We start from the raw sequence: 15,613 nt of genomic DNA on the forward strand, positions 1-15,613 counted from the left end.
ATGGTATTTTAAATAAAAAACACTTTTTTTAAGATAAATTTCTTTTATTTTAAAAGTAAAAGTTTATTTTGTATGATAAAATGATGAAATATTTTTTATAATCAAAAAAAGGAAATTCATGCAAGTAACTTTTGAAGATATCCAAAGAATGTTTAACAACATAGGTAGAAATGATGTTAATGAAGCAAGTTGTGATTTAGTTGATGAAGATATTATTGATAGTATGGATATGATGAAACTTATACTAGAAATCGAAACGTTTTTAGGAAAAAATTTAGATGCAAAATACATCATACCAGATAATTTTAAAGATTTTTCTTCTATTAAAACTATGCTTGAAAGTATTGAATAATTTCAAGCATAGTTTGATTTAATTAATAAAATACTGAGTAAATTTTTCTTGATATTTTTCTTCTAATTTATCATATAAGTTTTGAATTTCATTAAGAAATTTCTCGTTTTTATATGCTTTCATAGTCATAGAATTTATTTCTTGGAATGCAAAAAAATCAAATTTTTCTTCGTGTGTTAATTCTTCAAGATAAATTACTTTGCCATAATGATTATAAGTATATTCTTTAAGAGTGTTTTCGATAATTTCTAAAGCTTTAAAAACAAAGATCATAATAGGTTCTTTTCTTAAAATTTGAGTATTTTCTTCAAATTCTTTCATAAACTCATCATTTTTTCTGTGTGTGATGGTGCAGTAATGCTTTTGCGCATCTTTATAAAAAATATCAAACAAAGCACATGGTTTTACCCCTAAAAAATTTCCATCAAAATCAACTTGAGGATAATATGGATAAAGTTTGCATATCAAAGGTCTTAAGCTATGTGGATTGCAAAGTCCATTTAAATCACATTTTGCAAAGTAAATATTGATATTTTTTCCATTTTTTAAAGTAAGCGTGTTAGCTTTTCCATTTTCTAAATATGTATTACCTGCTTGTTTTAAAGAAAGATATTCTATCTCTAGCATTGGTAAAATAACTGCACTTGATTTGTTAAATTTAAAATATTGTGCATGTATATTATGACAACAACCTCCATTACAAGTTTTATAACATTGCGGCGCAAAAATAAATTCTTTATCATGCAACATATCAAAAAAATTTTCCATATTTATCCTTCAATTTTAGCTTTTTTGTATATCTAATAGTATTGTATTATCTTCTTCCTTAAAAGTATAAATCAAATCATCACATTTATATGAAATTTCTTTTTTACAAGATTTATCTTGTAAAGGTTCTTTTAAAATTTCATTTAGATGTTTTTTTATGAGTAACTTCATAGGTATACCACAACCATGTTGTAAATTTTTAATAAATTTTCCATCTATTTCTTTTTCACTTGTTATTTTAGTAAAATCAATTTCAAATCCTAAATCTTTTAAGATGTTAAAATATTCTTCTCTTTCTTCTAAAGGAACATATTGATCAAATTTAGAATGATAAGCAATGTATTTTGGTTTTGGATATAGGCTTTGAGTTTTTAAATGTTTTTTGTTTAATGGCTCTCTTATTATTTTTCTAGCATTGGAGAAATAATAAGGAGATTGTTTGTTTGTAGTCCAAAGGGTTTTTTCGCAAACACAAAGTCTAATATTATTAAAAAAAAGAAAAGTACCAAAACAAAAATATTTTGTAAAATCAACTTCTTTGCCAAATCCTATATATCTCCACGCATCACCATCTAAAGTTACATGTGAAGCATTATCTAAAATAACATCCACATTCCAAGGAGCTATTTTGGCACATAAAAGTGCCATATAAGCTCCATGAGAAACTCCTACTAAAATAGTTTTCAATCCTTCTTTAGCTGTGTTAAATGGAGGATTGGCTTTGATATAAAGTAAAACATTAATTACATCCATAGTTTGCATAATACCATAGTTTTGATATTCATCTTTAGTTGGTTGCAAACTCGCACTTAAATCCAAATAATAACTCCTATCAAGTTCCCAGTTATTTTTCATATCCCCAATTTTTTCATTAAGATATTCCATAGCAGGATGAAATTCTTCAAAAGTATTTAATTTTTGTATATCATAAGGAATTTTGATCTTTAAAGCTTTTAAACTAACTTCAAATATAAGCTTATCTATATTATCTAAATAAAATTTAGCTCCAATTTGAGGACGATTTCCTATACAATGATAGTCTATACTTAAAACAGCTACATTATATTTAGAAGCAAAATATTGCATATTAAATTCTAACACAGGATCGCTCATATCAGCACCAAGACCTTGTATAATACAAACTAAAGCTTCTATTTCTTTACTATCATCATAAATGAGTTTAAACTCAACCTTAGATTCTCTTTTTATATTTAATTCTACATCATCACAAGAATTGATTTCATAGGTTTTATTGATTATCATTGTTAGTCTTTATTTTAAATTATTTCCAAAACAAATTTATCATCTTTATCCTTAAAAGTAAAAACTTTGTTTTTACAAGGATAACTTATACTATCTTCTTTCATGCTAAAGGTTTTATCTTTTAGTTTTTCAAGCATTTTTGGTAATTCTTTGTTAAATAAAGCTTTATCAGGAATTCCACAACCATGAGTTAAATCTTTAATATATTTACCATCTATATCTTTTTCATCAATTAAATGAAAAGTGATGTCATAATTTAAAGCTTTTAAAATTTCACACATTTGGATTTTATACTCAGCAGGGGTTAAATCATCTTTAACACTATGATAACTTATATAAACTATATCTTTATTTTTTTGAGCTTGTAAAATTAAATGAGTTTGATTAGATAAAGCTCTTATTAGATAATTTTCATCAGCAAAATAATAAGGTGAACTTGGGTTTTTACGATTCCAATAAGTTTCTGTATAACAATAAGTTATACTATTTGGCTCATCTTCGCTCATAATAGCATCTCCCAAATTTAAATCCCTACCTATTATATATCTAAGTGGTGGCAACCCTGCTCCTGAATTATCTATCACCCCATCTACATACCAAGGAGCTATCTTAGCACACATTAAAGCTAAATAACCTCCATAAGACCCTCCCCCGTAAATCTTAGGTAAAGATTTAAATTGAGGATAGTTTTTCATAATATCTTTTAAGGCATTGATATGATCAATTGCAGCCATTATACCAAAATTTTGATATTCATTATTGGGCGGAACGAAAGTGCAAGAAAAATTTACTTTATAGTTTTTATCTAATAGATTTTGCTCTTTTAGTTGCACCATTTTTTCTTCTAGTAATTTATAATATTTTTCTAATTTTTCAGTGCTATCTAAAGTATCCACTTTTATATCAAATTCATCAAAAGCTTTTTGAAACATTCTTAAATCATCTAGTAAAAATGTCATTTCAGCACTATATCTATCCACATCAGAAACTCTTTGACAAAAACAATGATATAAAACATTAACAGCTATTACATCAAATTTTTTAGCTATAAATTTTCTATAACTTTCTAAAAAATGCATATTAACATTTGAGCCATATCCTGGCATTACAAACACTATAGCTTTCATTTCTTTACTATCATCATAAGTGATTCTATATTCAAGTTTAGATTCTCTTTTTATATTTAATTCTACATCATCACAAGAGTCTATAAAATATGTTTTATTAATGAGCATTTTAAGCCTTTTGAAATTTTAACAATATTATATCGTCAAAATTTCTTTAAAATTATAAATTATCCAAAGGCTCCGTTTAAATAAGCTTTAGTTTTTTCTTCTTTTGGATTTTCAAAAAATTCTTTACTTTCTCCAAATTCTACAAGCTCTCCTAGATGAAAAAACGCAGTATAATCAGCCACACGCTTACCTTGTTGCATATTATGTGTTACCATTATCATAGATAAATTATGACTTAATTCTTTAATAAGTTCTTCTATAACACCTGAAGATATAGGATCAAGTGCTGAAGTTGGTTCATCTAAAAGTAATAGTTTTGGTTTTATAGCTAAAGCTCTTGCTATACAAAGTCTTTGTTGCTGTCCGCCAGAAAGCGCTAAAGCACTTTGATGAAGCTTATCTTTTACTTCGCTTAAAAGCCCTACTTTTTCCAAACAATCAAGCACAAGCTCTTCTTCTTGAATTTTATCTTTGATCATACCATGAAGTCTTGGAGCATAGGCTATATTTTCATATATACTTTTTACAAAAACATTAGGTTGTTGAAAAACCATACCTACATTTTTTCTAAGAACAACTACATCTTGATTTTTAACATCTTTTTTATTAACTTCTACAAGACCATCTATCTTTGCAATCTTGTCATTCATACGATTAAAACATCTTAAAAATGTGGATTTTCCACATCCTGAAGCACCTATTAAAGCAGTAATTTTATTTTCTTGTATTTGCATATTTATATCAAACAAAGCTTGTTTTTTTCCATAAAATAAATTTAAATCAACCGTTTTTGCGATAATCATGAATTTTTTCCTTGAAAATATTTTCTAAGCAATATTGCACTTAAATTTAATATAACTAAAAGTCCTAATAATACCAAAATTCCAGCTGCAGTTCTTTCTAAAAATGCACGCTCAGGCATAGCTGACCATGAAAAAATTTGAGCTGGTAAAACGCTAGTTGGTGAAAATATGCTAGTTGCAACATCAGGTATAAAAGCTATCATACCAATAATCATTAGCGGTGCAGTTTCACCTATAGCTTGAGCTAAAGTTAAAATAGAACCTGTAAGTATCATAGGCATAGCTAAAGGTAGCATTATGCCTTTTATCATTTGATACTTAGTCATACCTAGAGCATATGCTGCATTTTTCATATTAATATCCACGCTTTTTAAAGCTGCTTTTGTAGAAACTATTATAATAGGTAAACTCATAATGGCTAAAGTAAGCCCACCTGCAAGAGCTGAAGATCTTGGCATGCCAAATAAATTGATAAATACACCAAGCCCTAAAAGCCCAAATAATATACTAGGAATACTTGCAAGATTGTTTATACAAACTTCTATAAAATGAGTAAATAAATTTTGCGGTGCAAATTCTTCTAAGTAAATAGCAGCTCCTACTCCTATAGGTATGCTCACTACCATACAAACTACCATCACAAGCAAGGTTCCAACAACCGAAGAAAATATCCCTGAATTTTCAGGTGATTTAGAATCTCCGTTTAAGAAAAAATTGGTATTAAATTTTAATTGTATTTGATCTTTTTGCATCAACTCATTTACAAGCTGTATTTGAGACTCGTTTAATTTATGATAATTATTTTTAACATACTGATCTACTTCAGCATTAGCTAAAAACCAGCCTTCTCCTTGGACTTGATTAGCTCTAATTTGTCTTTGCTCGCTACGAGATAATAATTCATAAGCTACGCTATTTCTATCTGCTTTAGTATAAATATATGTTTGTTTAAACGCACCCAAACCAAGATAAAAAATGCTCGATAAAAATATCCCAAGAAAAATAAGATTAATATAAAGTCCCATTTTGCAAAATCTTTTAAAATTTTTTGAGTCTTTTTTTCTTTTTCTAAATAATTTTTTCACAAATTCTTCCTTTTATGAAAGCGATTGATCAAATAAACGCTAAAAATATTAATAATTAAAGTAATGATAAATAAAACAAGTCCTAATGAAAACGCACTTAAAGCTAAAGAACTATCAAAAGCTTGATCTCCACTTAAAGCTTCTACAATTTTAACCGTAACTGTAGTCATATCTTCTAAGAAATTCATGCTTAAATTTGGTCTTAAACTCGCTGCCATTACTACTATCATAGTCTCACCTAATGCCCTTGAAAGTCCTAGTAAGCATGCTGCTACTATACCAGGTAAGGCTTCGGGTAAAATAACAGCAAACACAACTTCTTTTTTTGTCATACCTAAAGCATAAGCACCATTGATTCTTTTTTGACTCACAGTTTCTATACAATCTTGAGATAAAGAAGCAACAATAGGCACTATCATAATACCCATGATAAACCCAGCCCCCAAAGCACTTTGAAAACTAGCATTTATTCCAAAAAGACCAAAAAACCATACTATAAAAGGAGCTACAACAATAGCTGCAAAAAATCCAAAAACTACCGTTGGAATTCCAGCGATAATTTCCAAAATAGGTTTTAAATAATTTTTAGATTTTTTACCTGCAAATACACCCAAATAAAGAGCACACATTATACCTAAAGGTAATGCTGTTAGCATAGCGATTAAAGAGATGTAAAAAGTTCCCCAAAATAAAGACAAAGCACCAAAAACACCTTGTTTACTTGTCCCATCAGCTCCTACAAAAGCTGCATCTGCTGCCCACTCGCTTGAGAATAAAAAAGTAAATACGCTTTCTTTTTGAAAAAATTTCAACGCTTCAACTAAAATAGTTAGCATAATGGCAAAACTTACCACTACACTAACAAAAGCACAAAGAAAGAGTATAGATTTTGCTATATTTTCTTTTAACAATGCTTATCCTTGTATTAAAAAACTTTTCCAGCTTTTACAAGTTCTGTATTTAATAAAGTTTTATTTTCTAAATGTTTTTGAGTTTGTTTTAACAACTCATCATCCAAAGGAACAAGACCTAATTTTTCTAACTCAGCACCTCTTTTAGCTAAATCATCGCTCATATAAATTTTTGCAAATTCTATAGCTTGTGGTTTTTTAGCATTGATGTATATAAATAAAGAACGCGCTAATTTATAAGTTCCATTAGAAATATTTTCATTATTTGCTTGTATGTCATCTATACTAACAGCATTGATTTTATCTTCATTACTTGTTAAAAATCCATATCCAAAAAGCCCAAAAGCTTCTTTATCTACGCTAAGCTTAGACACGATTAAATTATCATTTTCTCCACTTGGTATAAAGGCTCCATCTTGTCTTATGGTTTTATATTTGTCTTTATATTCAGGAAATTTTTTAGAATTTTCTACCATGATTAATTCTTCGATAGTATCTCTAGTGCCTGAACTTGAAGGTGGTCCGTAAATAGTGATTTTTCTATTTGGTAAATTTGGATTGATTTGATTCCAATTTTGATAAGGATTTGGAACTAATTTTCCATTTTGAGGTACTTCTTTAGCTAAAGCTAAAAATAATTCTTGCATAGTGATATTCAATGGAGCATTGATTTTATTTTGTGCTAATACAATTCCATCATAACCTATCATCACACCGATAATATCTGTAACACCTGATTTTTGACATACTTCAAATTCACTTGGTTTTATAGATCTTGAAGCATTTGAAATATCAGTAATACCCTCGCAAAAAACCTTAAAACCTCCACCAGTTCCTAAGCTTTCTACTATAGGTGTTTTAGTTTTTTTAATCAAAGAATATTCTTCAGCAACAAAAGAAGTAAATGGATACACAGTTGAAGATCCAGCTATTTTAAATTCAGCCCCACTTACTATACTAGCAAAAGCAGCTAAAGCTAATATTTTTTTCATTTTTTCTCCTTAAAAATTAAAAAATGTAATGTAAATTTAAAAAATAATGGATACATTTTGGATACATACAAATTTGCTATAATTACAAAATGTTAAATTTAGTTTTGATAGAAGATGATAAAGATTTGAATGAACTCATAAGTTTTAGACTAAAACAAGAAAATATCAATGTTTTTAGTTTTTTTGATTTTTTTGATTTGGAAAATTTTTTAGATGAAAATGATATTGATTTAATCATTATGGATAGAAATTTACCAAGCGGAGATAGTGTAGAATTAATCAAGCAAATTCGAAAAAAAGGCTATGATGAAAGCGTGATTTTTCTTAGTGCAAAAACCTTACAAAGTGATATTTTAGATGGCTTTGAGCAAGGCTGTGATGATTATATTTGCAAGCCTTTTGATTTTAATGAGCTATTGTTTAGAATCAAAGCGGTTACAAAAAGAAATAAAATTCAAAAAGAAGAGATAGTTTGTGGTGATTTTATTTTGCATTTTGAAGAACGAAAACTAAACTATAAAAATCAAATCATACAAAATTTAAGTACTCTTGATATAGAGCTTTTAAAATGTTTTTTTACTTATAAAAATCAACTTCTAAGCAGACAATTTTTAAGCGAGCAAGTTTGGAAAAATGACACCACAAGCGATAAAACCATAAACACGGCCATAGTAAGATTAAAACAAAAAATTCCTCAAATCAAAGAAAAAATCATAGCAGTTCGCTCTGTAGGATATAAATTTTGTTAAAAATTAAAACTTTTTTGTTTATTTTATTTTGCTTTTTTTGTGCATTTTTTATGATTTTATTTTATATTTTTAATGAAGAATATATAGAAAACATCACTCAAAGCACTTACGAGCAAAAGCTAAAAACACTAAATGACACTTTAAATTTTGGCTTAATCACAAATTTAAACACAACAAATATCAAAGAATTTGCCCTAAAAACCAGAGCTGATTTTATCATCAAAGATGAAAATAATTTTATATCTTCTTTAAAAGATTTTTCTTTTTTTATAGATAAATTTGAAAATAATTTTACAAATACTCATTTTAATGGTAAAAATATATATTACAAAGCCTATACATATGAAAATTTAAAATACATCATCATTGTTTATCCTAAAGATGTCAAAATGGAATTTTGGATACAAAATGCCTTTATTTTCTTTGTATTTTTGATAATCTTAAGCACCATTTTCTTTTTTACCTATAAAATTTTTAAAGAATATTTTCAAGAATTATTACAATTTATCAAAACCATTCGCACTTGTACTCATTTTAGTTTTAAAAATACTTTTTTTAAAGATTTAAATTTATTAAACGCTTATTTGTTAAAAATCAAAGAACACATACACAAACAAGATCTTAAAAACAAAAAACAAGCTAAAAAAATCAAAACCAAAAATTCCCAACTTTCAAATCTAATAAGCGTCATCTCGCATGAGCTTAAAAATCCAATTAGTGTTATAAATTTAAGCTTGCAATCTCTAAAAACTTCTAACGATCAAGCAACTCAAAATTTTTTAATGGAAAAAATTCATAAACAAAGCTTTAAAATCAACCAACTCACTCATAAGCTCAATTTTGCTTTTAATCTTAATTCTATTAATCAAGAAAAATTTGATTTATACACACTTAGTGAAGAAATTATCCATTCTTATAATGAAAAAAGAATTCATCTTCAAGGAGAAAAAAGCATAGTTTATGCGGATAAATTTTTAATCGAACATGTGATTATAAATTTAATCAACAATGCCTTAAAATACAGCCTAAAAGACATTTACATCGATATAAAAAATCAAAATTTTAGTATCAAAGATGAAGGTATAGGCATAGAAGAAAAACACCTAAAACTCATCACAAAAAAATTTTATAAAATAAACCCCAAACAAAGCAATTCTTTTGGACTTGGACTATTTTTGGTAAAAAAAATACTTTCTTTGCACAATAGCAACCTAAACATTCATTCTATCCCAAACCAAGGTAGTAAATTTTCTTTTACTCTAAATAATTAATTTGCAATTTTAACAAAACTATACTATAGTAACAACTCATAACTTTTCAAGGAGAAAATATGCTTTCAAAAGAAGTAGTAGCTTTGTTAAATGAGCAAATCAACAAAGAAATGTATGCAGCAAATTTGTATTTGAGTATGAGTTCTTGGTGCTATGAGCATAGTTTTGATGGAGCAGGAGCGTTTTTGTTTGAACATGCTAGAGAAGAAAGCGATCATGCAAGAAAACTTATCACTTATTTAAATGAAACTGATTCTAAAGTAGAATTAAAAGAAGTAAAAAAACCAGATAGTGATTTCAAATCTTTACTAGATGTTTTTGAAAAAACTTTTGAACACGAACAAAGCATTACAGCTTCTATAAACAATCTTGTTGATTTTATGCTTTCAAGTAAAGATTATTCAACTTTTAATTTTTTACAATGGTATGTAAGCGAACAGCACGAAGAGGAAGCACTTTTTAGAGGCATAGTGGATAAGATTAAACTTATTAGCGATAATGGAAATGGCTTATATATGGTTGATCAATACATAAAAACTTTAATTAAAAAATAATTTCTCAAAGATATCTTTTATTTTAAAAGATATCTTGCAAAATAAAAGTATTTTTGTTACAATTTTGTTATTTGTAAGGATATTATATGCAAATGACTCAAATTGTAGATAAGATAAAATTTTTACTGCAAAAAAATGGTTTAAACAACGCCAAAGATTCAGATGTAGCTAAAGCTTTAAAGATTAATCCTGATACTTTTTATAGTATGAAATTTAGAAATTCTATTCCCTATAAACAAATACTTCAATTTTTACACGAAAAAAATATTAATATCAATGCCTTTTTTTATGATGATTTGATTGAAAATCCTACTAATTATAAAATTTTAAAATATTATGATGTAAATGCTTCCATGGGTGGTGGTGCTTTAAACGATAATGTCAGTTTTAGTGAAGTCATTATAGATGAAAAATTGAGTGATTATTTTGGCTCAAATGAATGTGATATCATCCCTTGTATAGGCGATAGTATGGAGCCTGAAATAAAAGATGAATCTTTATGTTTAATAGATAAAAACAAAAGCTTTAAAGATGGAGGCGTTTTTGCAGTTAATACAAGAGATGGCTTATTAATAAAACAAATTTTTAAAAGCAATAAAGGTGTTTATCTGCATTCTTTTAATTTAAGCTATGCTGATGTGCATTATCAAAATGGAGATTTTTTAATAGTGGGTAAAGTAGTAGGAACTATAAGTAGAATTTAAGTTTTATAGTTTATTTTTTCAAATAATAAATTTTATTAACTAAGTAAATAAAAAATTAACAAAATTAAATATTTAAGTTTATTTTTATACAAAAAAAGCCACAATTATACTTTAAAAGTTAACAGAAATAAAATAAGAGTGTTTTTATCTGTTAATAAAAAGTATGAAAGGGAAGTTATGAAACATAAACTAGCCAAATTTGCTACTTATACTTTTTTGGCCTTAAGTATAAGTTTTAGCACTCAAGTTTTTGCATCTTCAGAGCCTAGAACTCTTGATGGCTATATAGAGCAAGAAGATCCTTTTATGGAGTATTTAAAGAAAAATCATCCTATTTTTAAATATGAAAAAGAAGGTCGTTTGGTGGGAAAATTCACCCCTAGTGATCGTACGCACAATTGGGACGAAGCTCAAGGTGGCCCAAATTTTGCTAAAAACTACGATTTAAACAAAACAGCAGTTACTTACCGCTTACCATACGAATCTTTTTTAGATTTTCCAAATAAATTTGTAGGTCCTAAAAAATGTGGTGAGTGCCATCCAGCTCAATATGCTTCTTGGGAAAGATCTCGTCATGCAAAAACAGTGCGTTTTCCATACGAAATGGAAGAAGTTGGTGGTGCAGATGGTTTGAAAAAACCTATGTATAATTCCTTAGCTACTATACTACCTGATGGAATTTATCCTGATGATGTTTATGCATTAATTGGTACCCCTAGAACAAAATACGGCTTTATAGACAAATGGCTAGTGCGTGGAACTTACCATGTAGAAGATGGAAATTTAAGTGATCTTAGTGGTAAATTAACAGCTGGTGGAAACCAATTTTCAAGACTTTGGAGTGAAAATTTAACTCCTGATATGGCTAAGAAAATCGCTGAATTTGCTCCTGGTTTCCCGACAAAAATGGAGGATTTTGGAGGCAATGGTTCTCAAGTTTGGGGAACAAATTCTTATGCAGCAAGTTATAAAGAAAAGGCTATTTTTCAACCTGCAACAGCATATTGCGAAACCTGTCATACTTTTAAATTTGATTTTAAAACTAAAGATGAATTTTATAAAGCCTTAGGAAATCCTAAAGAACTTCAAAAACATACTATTTCAAAAGGTATAACTTGTGAAGAATGCCATGGGGCTGGTGCTCACCTTTATGGTGCAAGAGGTGCAGGTATGCCATCAAATTGCGAAAGATGTCATCAAAGATTTTCATACAATGAAACAGATGCTAAATTAAACCCTAGAAAACCTTTTAATGCTTATTTTAAATCAAGCTGTCCATCTTGTGGAAGCGAAGGTGCTCAAATGTACTCATCTGCTCATTATGATAAAGGAATGAGATGTAATACTTGTCATGATCCACATGAAGTAACCTTTAATGATTGGAAAAGCGGTTACACTAAAACAAAACTCAAAAAAACTTGTAAAGATTGCCATGAAACACAAGCAAGCTTTTTCAAAAAAGGTGGAATTCACGCAAAAGATAATTGTACAGCATGTCATATGCCAAATATGATGAGTTGTGAAAATTTTGCTGCAGTTCAAAATCCTGATAAAGGTGGATTTGATAATGTTAGAGCTTCTCACATATGGAATATAAAAGTAGATAAAACTACAAAAACACTCAATCCACCTGAAGGTAAAGAAAGATCTCCAAAAGTTAGTGGATGGACCATAGCAAGAGATGATGAAGGTAAATTTTTCCTTGATTTGATGTGGAGTTGTGGTAGAACTAGTTTTAGTGATATCAATTTAATGGGACCTGGTGCTAGTGGTTGTCATAGTGCTGTTCAATCAACCTTACCTGAAAAACTTCATTTTACAAATCAAGAAATGATTTATGAAAAAGTTATGCAGTGGCAAAATCCTGTAAAAGAAGGGTATGAAAAAATTAGACAAGGTATTGCAAATATAGATAAAACTTTTGCTGAAAAAACAAAACTTTCAGTAGAACAAAAATCAAAAATTTTAAATCTTACTAATCAAGCTCAAGCTATAGCTGATAGATTAGAAAAAGATGGATCTTGGGGTGTTCATGGACCTGCTTATTCTAAGAAAATCGTAGAAGAAGCTTTAATTTATATCCAAGAAGCACAAAACATCCTCAACAAATAAAAATAAGGAAGATTTTTCTTCCTTATAATTAAGGAGTACCCTTGAAAAAAATAATCTCTAAAATTTTAATTATCTTTTTTACTATCTTCACACCTTTAGAATTTGCATTTGCAGAAGCTAATGGAGAAATTGGCTCTATAGAAGGTGTAAAAACAATCAGTTTAGCACAAGCTCAAAAAATGCTTGATCAAAACAATACTTATTTTTTTGACATCAATTCAGAACAAGATAGACAAAACAATGGATATTTACCCAATTCCATATCTACTTATGTAGAAAATTGGGAAAGTTTGCTACCTGATGATAAAAATGCTAATTTGGTTTTTTATGGATTAAATCGTTTTAGATTTGAAGCATCTCAAGCTGCTGCTGTTGCAATGGAATTAGGCTATAAAAATTCTTTTGTAATGCTTGATGGTATAGAAGCTTGGGTTACTTCTGGCAGAAAGGTTGAAAAAATTGATACTATCAAATGGGAACAAGCTAAAGATATCATAGAATTTAAAGATACCATACATTCAAGATTTAATTTTAGCAAAACCCCATCTTGTCGTGATTGTCATGCCCAACAAGGAAAAGGTATAAGAGTTGATATCGCAGCAAGTAAGAATTTAATCAATCAACAATGTGCAACTTGTCACACAAAAGCAGACCAAGCCTTACAAAAAAGTGCCCATGGAATAGAACATTTTACTCCTATTCAAAACAATGAAAAGAAAAAAGAAAAACCATCATGTGCAACTTGTCATTCTATACATGTTACACCAAAACATTCTGGAATTTTTTCTCAAAAACAACTAGTAGATCAAAAATGCTCAGAGTGTCATAAGCAAAAAACACATAGTTTTTATATGACTTTTCATGGAAAAGGTATGTTTTTAAGTACTCCAGGTCAAACTCCAAGTGTTGCTACTTGCTCTGATTGTCATGGAAAGCATAATATTTTAAAATCCACAGATAGAAACTCCACTCTTTCACCTATCAATCGTATAGACACATGTAAATCATGCCACCCAAATGCAAACGAAAATTTTGTAAATTGGATGGCACATGCTGATCATACTGATTCTAAAAACTATCCAGGATTACATGGAGCTTATATCTTTATGACTATTTTGGTAATTAGTGTGTTTGTATTCTTTGGAGCTCACAGCATACTTTGGTGCATAAGACTTATAGCTATGAGAATTAAATATCCTAAAGAATGGAAAGCAGCTCAAAAAGCAGCTCATGAAGATAAAGTCAAAATAAGAAGATTTAGCACTTTACATAAAATTCAACACTTTTTCATGGCTTCAAGCTTTTTAGGTCTTGCATTTTCAGGATTACCACAAAAATTTTATGATGCACCATGGGCAAAACCTATGATTGATCTAATGGGTGGAGATATAGTTGATGCAGCTACAATTCATCATATATCAGCCATTGTGATGTTTGCGGTATTTTTCTCACATATTGGAGAAATTATCATAGTAAATTGGAAACGCCGTGATCTTGCAAGAGATCCAAAAACTGGAAAAATTAGCTTTAAAAATGTTTTAAAAGCGACTTTTGGACCTGATTCTTTAATGCCAAATTTACAAGATTTAAAAGATATGAAAGCTCATTTTAAATGGTTCTTTGGTATGGGTCCAAGACCTCAATTTGATCGCTGGACATATTGGGAAAAATTTGACTATTTAGCAGTATTTTGGGGTATGTTCATCATAGGAATTTCAGGACTTATTTTGTGGTTCCCTACATTCTTTGGCAAATTCTTACCAGGCGAAGCTATCAATCTAGCTACCCTACTTCACTCTGATGAAGCTTTACTTGCTACAGGATTTATATTTGCTATACACTTTTTCAACACTCACTTTAGAGCAGATAGATTCCCTATGGATATGGTAATTTTCTCAGGTAGTATCAGTGAAGAAGAAATAAAACAAGAAAGAAATGCATGGTATCAACGCTTAAAAGAAAGTGGAAAACTAAGCAAATTATATGAAACAAAAAGTTCTTTTGGGTTATACAAATGGCTTGCTAAATTTGTTGGTTTTGCTATGCTAATTACAGGTTTAGTTTTCTTATTTTTGATGCTTTATACTTTCTTTGATACTATATTATAATCTTTAATAACCTTATTTGTTATAATGACAAATAAGGTTAATTTACAATTTTAAAGGTTTAAAATGTTTAAAAAATTTTTAAATTTAAGCATTATTAGTGCATTTTTTATAGCTTGCTCGGATAATAAAATTGATTCTAATTTAATTTCTAATGGCACAAATTATTCTCAAGATAGTATTAAAAAAGCAAACAATTTAGACAAAAAATCTTACGAAGAAATAGCTCATTTATTCAAAGACAATACAGATATTAAAAGCGATAAAAAAAATATTTTACTTATATTTAGTGCAAACAACTGCATTTATTGTGATAAATTAAAAGAAGAAATTTTAAAAGATAAAAACTTACAAAAGCAAATTAAAGATGATTATTCTTCTTATTATATTAATATAAGTTATAAAAAAATTCACACCTTTACTAAAAATCATACAAGCGATTTAAGCACTTCAGAATTAGCAAATTTATACAATATCAATGCAACGCCTACCATAGTAATTTTAAATCAAAAAAGCCAAACTTTATTAAATTATCCTGGATTTATCAGTGCTAAAAGATTAGCTGCTACAATGGATTTTCTAAACAAAGCTGAAAATCAAAATTTAAACGAAGCAGAGCTTGGAAAAAAATTACTGCATTTTTACAAAGATAATAAAATTTAAGGACATCATTTTGCAGCGTATTGTTAAGTATTTTTTTTCTTTTCAA

At 28.4% G+C, this 15,613-nt stretch carries 15 protein-coding genes; 8 read left to right on the forward strand and 7 right to left on the reverse strand.

Features of this window, described 5'->3' with window-relative positions; translation table 11 throughout:
- Window positions 1-118 precede the first annotated feature (118 nt).
- Complete coding sequence (locus CVOLT_RS04010) at window positions 119-352, forward strand: hypothetical protein (RefSeq protein WP_039665551.1); 234 nt, start codon at window positions 119-121, stop codon at window positions 350-352.
- An 18-nt stretch (window positions 353-370) separates the two neighbouring features.
- On the opposite strand, the gene CVOLT_RS04015 is transcribed toward CVOLT_RS04010, so the two are convergent.
- Genes CVOLT_RS04015 through CVOLT_RS04045 form a run of 7 tightly spaced genes read right to left on the reverse strand, consistent with a single transcriptional unit; the run spans window position 371 to window position 7,409 of the window.
- Window positions 371-1,120, reverse strand: coding sequence for a hypothetical protein (locus CVOLT_RS04015; RefSeq protein ID WP_039665552.1), 750 nt, complete (start codon window positions 1,118-1,120; stop codon window positions 371-373).
- Between the two features lie 15 nt (window positions 1,121-1,135).
- Entirely contained in the window at window positions 1,136-2,383 is a 1,248-nt protein-coding gene (locus CVOLT_RS04020; RefSeq protein ID WP_039665553.1) for a DUF2920 family protein, read from the reverse strand.
- Window positions 2,384-2,397: 14 nt separating this feature from the next.
- Entirely contained in the window at window positions 2,398-3,618 is a 1,221-nt protein-coding gene (locus tag CVOLT_RS04025) for a DUF2920 family protein (RefSeq protein ID WP_039665554.1), read from the reverse strand.
- 59 nt (window positions 3,619-3,677) lie between these two features.
- Window positions 3,678-4,418: a phosphate ABC transporter ATP-binding protein PstB gene (gene pstB, locus CVOLT_RS04030; protein ID WP_084059232.1), complete on the reverse strand. Its 741-nt coding sequence runs from the start codon at window positions 4,416-4,418 to the stop codon at window positions 3,678-3,680.
- Complete coding sequence (pstA, locus tag CVOLT_RS04035) at window positions 4,418-5,506, reverse strand: phosphate ABC transporter permease PstA (RefSeq protein ID WP_039665556.1); 1,089 nt, start codon at window positions 5,504-5,506, stop codon at window positions 4,418-4,420. Before pstA ends, pstB begins: the two co-directional genes overlap by 1 nt.
- A complete protein-coding gene (pstC, locus tag CVOLT_RS04040; RefSeq protein ID WP_039665557.1) occupies window positions 5,503-6,417 on the reverse strand; it encodes a phosphate ABC transporter permease subunit PstC in 915 nt (304 codons plus the stop codon). Before pstC ends, pstA begins: the two co-directional genes overlap by 4 nt.
- Window positions 6,418-6,431: 14 nt before the next feature.
- Window positions 6,432-7,409 (reverse strand): substrate-binding domain-containing protein, encoded by a 978-nt coding sequence (locus tag CVOLT_RS04045; RefSeq protein WP_039665558.1) that lies wholly within the window; start codon window positions 7,407-7,409, stop codon window positions 6,432-6,434.
- Window positions 7,410-7,498: 89 nt separating this feature from the next.
- Between CVOLT_RS04045 and CVOLT_RS04050 the strand changes: the two genes are divergently transcribed.
- The 7 genes from CVOLT_RS04050 (at window position 7,499) to CVOLT_RS04080 (ending at window position 15,567) form a co-directional block, all read left to right on the forward strand.
- Window positions 7,499-8,158, forward strand: a complete 660-nt coding sequence (locus CVOLT_RS04050) for a response regulator transcription factor (protein WP_039665559.1) — start codon at window positions 7,499-7,501, stop codon at window positions 8,156-8,158.
- The gene (locus CVOLT_RS04055) at window positions 8,152-9,429 is read left to right on the forward strand and encodes a sensor histidine kinase (protein WP_084059207.1); all 1,278 of its coding nucleotides are present in this window, start codon (window positions 8,152-8,154) and stop codon (window positions 9,427-9,429) included. The genes CVOLT_RS04050 and CVOLT_RS04055 overlap by 7 nt, the downstream gene beginning before the upstream one ends.
- A gap of 59 nt (window positions 9,430-9,488) precedes the next feature.
- Window positions 9,489-9,983 carry a non-heme ferritin gene (ftnA, locus tag CVOLT_RS04060; RefSeq protein WP_039665560.1) on the forward strand — a complete coding sequence of 165 codons (495 nt, stop codon included), beginning with the start codon at window positions 9,489-9,491 and terminating at the stop codon, window positions 9,981-9,983.
- 86 nt (window positions 9,984-10,069) lie between these two features.
- A complete protein-coding gene (locus CVOLT_RS04065) occupies window positions 10,070-10,687 on the forward strand; it encodes a S24 family peptidase (protein WP_039665561.1) in 618 nt (205 codons plus the stop codon).
- A gap of 306 nt (window positions 10,688-10,993) precedes the next feature.
- On the forward strand, window positions 10,994-12,799 hold the full coding sequence (locus CVOLT_RS04070; RefSeq protein ID WP_390621655.1) for a cytochrome c3 family protein: 1,806 nt from the start codon (window positions 10,994-10,996) through the stop codon (window positions 12,797-12,799).
- A gap of 50 nt (window positions 12,800-12,849) precedes the next feature.
- Window positions 12,850-14,907, forward strand: a complete 2,058-nt coding sequence (locus CVOLT_RS04075; protein WP_052243212.1) for a cytochrome c family protein — start codon at window positions 12,850-12,852, stop codon at window positions 14,905-14,907.
- Between the two features lie 63 nt (window positions 14,908-14,970).
- Window positions 14,971-15,567, forward strand: coding sequence for a SoxW family protein (locus CVOLT_RS04080; RefSeq protein WP_039665563.1), 597 nt, complete (start codon window positions 14,971-14,973; stop codon window positions 15,565-15,567).
- Window positions 15,568-15,613: the final 46 nt, after the last annotated feature.

This window comes from Campylobacter volucris (genome assembly GCF_008245045.1).
Lineage (GTDB): Bacteria > Campylobacterota > Campylobacteria > Campylobacterales > Campylobacteraceae > Campylobacter_D > Campylobacter_D volucris.

What these genes read in the sequence shown, in the direction of transcription:
- CVOLT_RS04045 (WP_039665558.1), bottom strand. Translation starts at nt 7,409, where the DNA reads ATGAAAAAAATATTAGCTTTAGCTGCTTTTGCTAGTATAGTAAGTGGG.
- CVOLT_RS04010 (WP_039665551.1), top strand. Translation starts at nt 119, where the DNA reads ATGCAAGTAACTTTTGAAGATATCCAAAGAATGTTTAACAACATAGGT.
- CVOLT_RS04080 (WP_039665563.1), top strand. Translation starts at nt 14,971, where the DNA reads ATGTTTAAAAAATTTTTAAATTTAAGCATTATTAGTGCATTTTTTATA.
- CVOLT_RS04070 (WP_390621655.1), top strand. Translation starts at nt 10,994, where the DNA reads ATGGAGTATTTAAAGAAAAATCATCCTATTTTTAAATATGAAAAAGAA.
- CVOLT_RS04050 (WP_039665559.1), top strand. Translation starts at nt 7,499, where the DNA reads ATGTTAAATTTAGTTTTGATAGAAGATGATAAAGATTTGAATGAACTC.
- CVOLT_RS04015 (WP_039665552.1), bottom strand. Translation starts at nt 1,120, where the DNA reads ATGGAAAATTTTTTTGATATGTTGCATGATAAAGAATTTATTTTTGCG.
- ftnA (WP_039665560.1), top strand. Translation starts at nt 9,489, where the DNA reads ATGCTTTCAAAAGAAGTAGTAGCTTTGTTAAATGAGCAAATCAACAAA.
- CVOLT_RS04065 (WP_039665561.1), top strand. Translation starts at nt 10,070, where the DNA reads ATGCAAATGACTCAAATTGTAGATAAGATAAAATTTTTACTGCAAAAA.
- CVOLT_RS04025 (WP_039665554.1), bottom strand. Translation starts at nt 3,618, where the DNA reads ATGCTCATTAATAAAACATATTTTATAGACTCTTGTGATGATGTAGAA.
- CVOLT_RS04020 (WP_039665553.1), bottom strand. Translation starts at nt 2,383, where the DNA reads ATGATAATCAATAAAACCTATGAAATCAATTCTTGTGATGATGTAGAA.